The organism is Paenibacillus sp. 01T422 (genome assembly GCF_056398785.1).
This window is the reverse complement of the sequence record NZ_JBFTQB010000762.1, coordinates 1-5880: the sequence shown is the minus strand read 5'-3', so window position 1 is coordinate 5880 and position 5880 is coordinate 1. Positions and strand designations below refer to the sequence as shown.

The following is a 5880-nucleotide window of genomic DNA, read 5'->3' as shown; positions in this document are numbered from 1 at the left end:
GTTAAGCCCAACATCAGGTACAGCCAAGGTTGGCGGATATGATGTGACCGAGAAGCCGAAAGAAGTACGCAAGCTGATTGGCTATATGCCTGACTTTTTCGGCGTCTATGATAATTTCAAAACGACCGAATACTTGGACTTTTACGGAGCGAGTTACGGTATTCCGAGGGCTGAGAGGCTTAAGCTAATCCCACAACTGCTGGACCTTGTTAATTTATCGGAAAAAGCCGACTTCTACGTGGATTCGTTATCTAGAGGCATGAAACAGCGGCTATGCTTGGCTAGATGTTTGGTCCATGAGCCTGAAGTACTGATTCTGGATGAACCGGCATCGGGACTGGACCCGCGAGCGCGTATCGAAATGAGAGAAATATTGAAAGAGCTTAAGGCTATGGGCAAAACGATCATTATTTCCTCTCATATCTTACCTGAACTGGCCGAGATGGTGGATGAAATCGGGGTCATTGAGTACGGGAAGCTGATTGCGAAAGGAAAAGTATCGGATATTCAAAATCGGATGAAAGCCAATCGGGTTCTCCAAATCCGGATGGTCAGCAGAGCGGAAGAGGCCTTGAAATTCCTGCAGGAACAGCCTCATGTAACGATGGTGCTGCAGGATGAGAAGGGACTGCATGTTCATTTTGGAGGGGCAGATGAAGATCAGTCCGGGCTGCTTGCTCGGCTAGTGGAGAAAGGGTTCCCACTCCTATCGTTCAGTGAAGCATTGACGAATTTGGAAGATGTGTTCCTGGAAATTACGAAAGGAGGCGGCGCAAACGATGAACAGCAAGTTAAATTGGATTAATCCGGTTATGGAAAAAGAGTTCCGTTTACGCATGAGGACCATCCGCTCTCCGCTTTCGATCCTCGTGTATCTTCTGGCCATCGGCTTGATTGCGCTTGGATTTGCTTATATTAACATGAATCATCAGCAAGCAGGTGTGTTAAGTACAGCAAGAAGCAGCGAACTGTTTTACTTTCTCAGCGGAACACAATTAGTACTGATCGCGTTCATGACGCCTGGTTTAACCGCAGGGGTAGTAAGCGGAGAGCGTGAGAAGCAAACTTTAAATATGCTGTTGACGACACAGCAAAGCTCAGGAACCATTATTCTCAGTAAGCTGTTTGCCTCTCTTAGTTTTATGTTGCTAACCGTTGTTGCTACGATGCCACTTTATGGCATTGTTTTCCTATACGGGGGAGTTTCACCAACGCAAGTGCTTGCTGTATTTGTTTTTTATATCTTTGTAATGGTCTTGTTCGGAGCAGTCGGGATTTTCTTTTCTACGGTTCTGAAGAAAACCGTTATTTCCGTTATTGCAACGTATGGGTTTGTGCTTTTTATATTTGGTTTTACAGCGCTTGCAGGCTTATTTTTCGGAAACATTGGAAGAGCAGGAACGAACGAGGAAGTGCTTGGTTATTTTCTGAGTTTTAACCCAATGGCTGTTCTAGTTTCTCTGATGGTTCCTGATTTTGCCAAAGAATTGTTCAAGGGGCATACGTACCTGCAGATGTGGCATATTTTCGTTAGCTTCTACACCTTGCTTTCCGTTGTTCTGATTGGGCTAAGTGTGAGATATTTACGTCCCATTATGAGAAGAAAGAAATAACGAGGTTCAGAAAGGAGATGCCCTAAGATGAAATTCACATCGCTGGATGAGCTGTTGTTCCCAGTCAAATTGCGGATGTTAAAAGTTAAAGGACTTCACTTTTTTCTGCGAAGTTTGATTGTTGGGCTAGGCGCTGCTTGCTTGTGGATGGCGCTGGGACGTTTTTTTCTGATAAGCGGATATCGGCTTAGTGCTTTGATAAGTGTGGCGGCAGCGCTTGCGGCAGGGGGAATATGGCTATTGGCTCGCYGGCCGAATATGCTTGATGCTGCCAAAGTGCTGGATGACAATGGCTTGGAAGATAGAATGATAACAGCAATTCGTTACAGAGAGCAAACATCTCTGATTGCTGACCTGCAAAGGCAGGATGCGTTTGAGAAAGGTGCTTTCTTCATAGAAAGCCAGTTAAAGCAAGTCGTATCGCTGCGTGTCACTAGAAAGGTATGGTTGGCTGGTGTAAGTCTGACCGCTGTTTTCGCACTTCTGCTGCTTTTGCCGAATCCTAAAGATGCGATTTTGCAGCAAGCTGGTGAAGATAAAGCATGGGTTAAGGAACAGAAGGAGCATGTAGTTGAGATTCAGAATCAATTGCAAGCCAAGCCCTCTCCGCACCCTGTGATAAAGCAAATGACGGAAGATTTAAATGAGCTGGAGCGCAGGCTGGGGCAAAACCCTACGTCCGCGAAAGCTTTGGATGAATTGGAAAAATCGCTTAAAAAAATGGAAACRGGCATTGGTGAGCTTGAGAAGCAGAAGCAGCGCTCCGAGCAGTGGGCAGAGTCGATGCAGCGGACACAAGCGCTGCGCGAACTGGGCAAGGCGCTTGGGCAGAATAGCGCGGAGAACATTCAGCGTGAGGCAGCGAAGTTGAGCGATCAAGTGCAGAAGATGACGCCGGAGCAGAAGCAGCTCCTCGCCAGCGAGCTGGAGCGGCTCGCAGCTTCCGCAGCCGCTGCGACGCCAGAACAGGAGCAGCTCCTTCGCGAGCAGCTCCAGCGGGCACAGCCCGGGCAAGCGTGGGCGCCAGGCGGCCGCGCGGAGCAGCTGGCTGCGGGCAGCGGTGCTGGCGCGGCCCCGACCGCGGCGGGCCAGAGCGGCGCTGCCGGAGGCCAGGGCCCGGGCGGCGCCGGGGCAGGCGCAGGAGCCAGCAGCAATGCGCAAGGCGGCACTGGCACTGGCACTGGCAGCACAGCCAGCGGCGGTGGCACGGGCGGCGGAGCTGGCGGTACGCAAGGCGGCACCGGAGCTGGCTCGCGCGGGCTTGTGGCGACGCCGCGCGAGCGCTCCGGCACCGGTGGGACATACGCCGACGGCGGTCCTACCAGCGGCAGCGGAGGCGAAGTGAGCCAAGGTGGCTTGGCTCCGGCGATGGACGGTGCTTCGCGCCCGTACGAGGATGTCTATGCCGATTACGCCGCGGAAGCCTCGAGCGCGTTGAACCGCACTGAACTGCCGCAGCACATGCAAAATTTGGTGCGTGATTATTTTCTTGAAATACAGCCTCAGAGGTAACTATGTTGAGGATTCGGGAGGGAGAACAGGAGCCGATGGTCGAGTCGAAGGGGCAATTGGAAGCATGGGGAGAAGCTGTCTCACGGATGAGGGAGCAAATTGGCCGTGTCATAGTTGGGCAGGAAGAGGTGGTGGAGCAGCTGCTTTGGTGCATTTTTGCCGGAGGACATGCTCTGCTAGAGGGAATTCCGGGTCTTGGTAAAACAATGCTCGTGAAAACGATCTCTGATACCGTTGATCTCAGCTTTACACGAATTCAGTTCACACCTGATTTAATGCCGGCTGATATTACAGGGACGAATGTCATACAATTCGGGTTGCAAGGCGWGACTACGTATAAATTTCAAAAAGGTCCGCTATTTGGACATATCGTGCTCGCCGATGAAATCAATCGGGCAACACCGAAGACACAGAGTGCATTGTTAGAAGCGATGCAAGAGAAGACGGTAACAGTAGGCTCAGAAACGTACCAGCTGCCCTCTCCATTTTTCGTGCTGGCTACGCAAAATCCGTTAGAGCAGGAAGGGACATACCCTCTTCCGGAAGCACAGTTGGACCGTTTTCTACTCAAAGTTCATGTCACATATCCGACTAAAAATGAGCTGAAACAAATCGTGCTGCGAACGACCTCGGCAGTTAGTCTTCAGGCTGATAAAGTGGCGGATGGCGCCTTGATTCAAGATATTCAAAAGGGCTTGAAAGAAATATTAGTCACCGAAGACATGCTCGATTATGCCGTTCAGATTTTGATGAATACACACCCAGCAGAGCAGACAGCTCCAGAGGCGGTCAAGCAATATGTGCGTTTCGGCTCAGGACCGCGCGGAGTACAGGCGATAATCGAGGTAGCGAAAGTGCGTGCATTTCTATCAGGTCGTTTCCACATCTCCAAACAAGACCTGCATGCAGTAGCCGCACCAGCTTTAAGACATCGTCTGTTCCTGAACTTCGAGGGTCAAGCTATGGGGGTATCACCTGACAACATCATCGCAGCTATACTCAGTTCCATGGAGCAAAGCCGATGAGCAGCGGCGTGCATTTGCTTGATCCTGCGCTGATGCGCCGACTTGATCAATTGAGCATTGCCGCAAAAAGCAGGATTAGAGGAACCATGCAGGGGAGAAGACGCTCCAAAGACGTGGGTGCATCTCTGGAATTTGCAGATTATCGGTTGTATTCACCAGGAGATGATACACGTCAATTGGATTGGCATGCCTATGGCAGAACAGGTAAGCCGTTTATTAAGCTTTTTATGGATGAACAGGAGCTTCAGGTTAACCTCTGGTTAGATGCGTCCGCTTCCATGGATTTTGGTAAAAAAGAGGGAGCAGATGCTCTTCGTCTTTCAAAATGGGAGTACGCCAGACAGCTGGCTGCCGGAATCGGATATCTGTCTTTGAATCGCTATGATCGCGTCAGCGCGGCTGTTTTTACGACTCAAATGACAAAGCAGATGAAACTTCTTCGCGGTAAAGGAAGCTCGCATCGGCTGTTTGAATTTCTGGGGAATTGCGAACCTGCGGGGACAGGAGATATWGGAGCGGTTTTTCGTAATCCAGCTATTTTACCTCGTCAAGCAGGGATGACTTGGATTTTTTCTGATTTTTTGTACGAAGAGGGCGTTGAAGACGCCTTGAAATACATTCAGGCGGCCAAGCAGGAAGTCATCGTCGTGCAAGTGCTTGCTCCTGAGGAGCTTGACCCCAAGCTAGCCGGCGAGCTGCGGCTCATCGACAGCGAATCAAGAGCAGCGAGGGAAGTGGCGATGAGCAGCAAAGTGCTTCAGAATTACAGGGCGGCCGCTATGGGGTATACGCAAATGGTAAGAGCTTTTTGTCATGAACGCGGAATTACCTATTTGCTTGCTGTTACGGATGTTCCCCCAGGCGACTTCCTGTTGGGAGAACTTCGGCGCAGCGGCTTGGTTCGTTAATTTCCTTATCGCTGTGGGAGCTGTACGCTGCGCCAAACATGCCAAAAGCTCCATCCATAAATAAGCAGAAACACAACAATGAGTACAGTTGAGAAGCGATACATAAGCGCGTAGCTTCCACTTAAGTTCGCCAAGCCACCAAGAACCATGGCTCCAAGCCCTATGCCTAAGTCATTGGCTGAGAAGAAGGTTCCGTTCGCCGCGCCGCGCCGATTAGGGGCTGCGCGAGCAATCGTCCATGCCTGCAAGGCAGGTTGTATGGAGCCAAAGCCGATCCCGTAGCATAGTGCCGCAATGGCCAAGCTGAGCTCAGTGTGTGCATATGAAAGCAGGAGCAGTCCCGTTATCGTGAAAAGAGCGCCTGGCAGCAGTACCCATTCTGGACCTCTGCGATCAAAAAGTACACCTGTAATGGGCCGCACAACAAGCACCATTGAGGCATTACATAGAAAAAACCAACCTACATTCGAAATCCCGGCTTCATGGCCGAATAAAGTAATGAAAGTCACAATCCCTCCATAACAAATGGCTGTACATAGCAGCAAGATTGAAGGGAGCAATGCCGAGCGCTCCCATAAACGGTCGATGAGTTTAGGCCGTTGAGCCGACTTTTCGGCTGGTAAAGGTTTGGCATAGGAAATAAAAAGTGAACTAAATAAGGAAAGCACAGCCAATAGCATAGAAACCAAAAGAACGCGATGAAAACTGTACGTTTGCATGATCCATAATCCGGTAAGCGGAGCAAGCGCCATGGCAAATGTATTGGATAATCCGTAATATCCCATACCTTCCCCACGACGTTCGGGTGGAATGATATCAGCG

Annotated in this window: 6 protein-coding genes; 5 read left to right on the top strand and 1 reads right to left on the bottom strand. The window is 50.4% G+C overall.

The annotated features are described in order from the left end of the window. The 5 genes from AC1DUA_RS30720 to AC1DUA_RS30700 all read left to right on the top strand — a co-directional run. The coding region (locus AC1DUA_RS30720; RefSeq protein WP_477503357.1) for an ABC transporter ATP-binding protein at positions 1-805 on the top strand (805 nt) is incomplete at its 5' end. Next, positions 780-1613, top strand: coding sequence for an ABC transporter permease (locus AC1DUA_RS30715; protein WP_477503356.1), 834 nt, complete (start codon positions 780-782; stop codon positions 1611-1613). The genes AC1DUA_RS30720 and AC1DUA_RS30715, both read left to right, overlap by 26 nt. Positions 1614-1640: 27 nt before the next feature. Beyond that, positions 1641-3125, top strand: a complete 1485-nt coding sequence (locus tag AC1DUA_RS30710) for a hypothetical protein (protein ID WP_477503355.1) — start codon at positions 1641-1643, stop codon at positions 3123-3125. A 35-nt stretch (positions 3126-3160) separates the two neighbouring features. Next, positions 3161-4150, top strand: a complete 990-nt coding sequence (locus AC1DUA_RS30705) for an AAA family ATPase (protein WP_477503354.1) — start codon at positions 3161-3163, stop codon at positions 4148-4150. Continuing rightward, positions 4147-5058, top strand: coding sequence for a DUF58 domain-containing protein (locus AC1DUA_RS30700; protein WP_477503353.1), 912 nt, complete (start codon positions 4147-4149; stop codon positions 5056-5058). The genes AC1DUA_RS30705 and AC1DUA_RS30700 overlap by 4 nt, the downstream gene beginning before the upstream one ends. Before the next feature lie 5 nt (positions 5059-5063). Here AC1DUA_RS30700 and AC1DUA_RS30695 read toward each other — a convergent pair. Continuing rightward, a partial coding sequence (locus tag AC1DUA_RS30695) for an MFS transporter (protein ID WP_477503352.1) occupies positions 5064-5880 on the bottom strand: 817 nt, incomplete at its 5' end.

Excerpts from the sequence above, each read along its gene's own strand:
- AC1DUA_RS30715 (WP_477503356.1), top strand. The coding sequence starts at position 780 with ATGAACAGCAAGTTAAATTGGATTAATCCGGTTATGGAAAAAGAGTTC.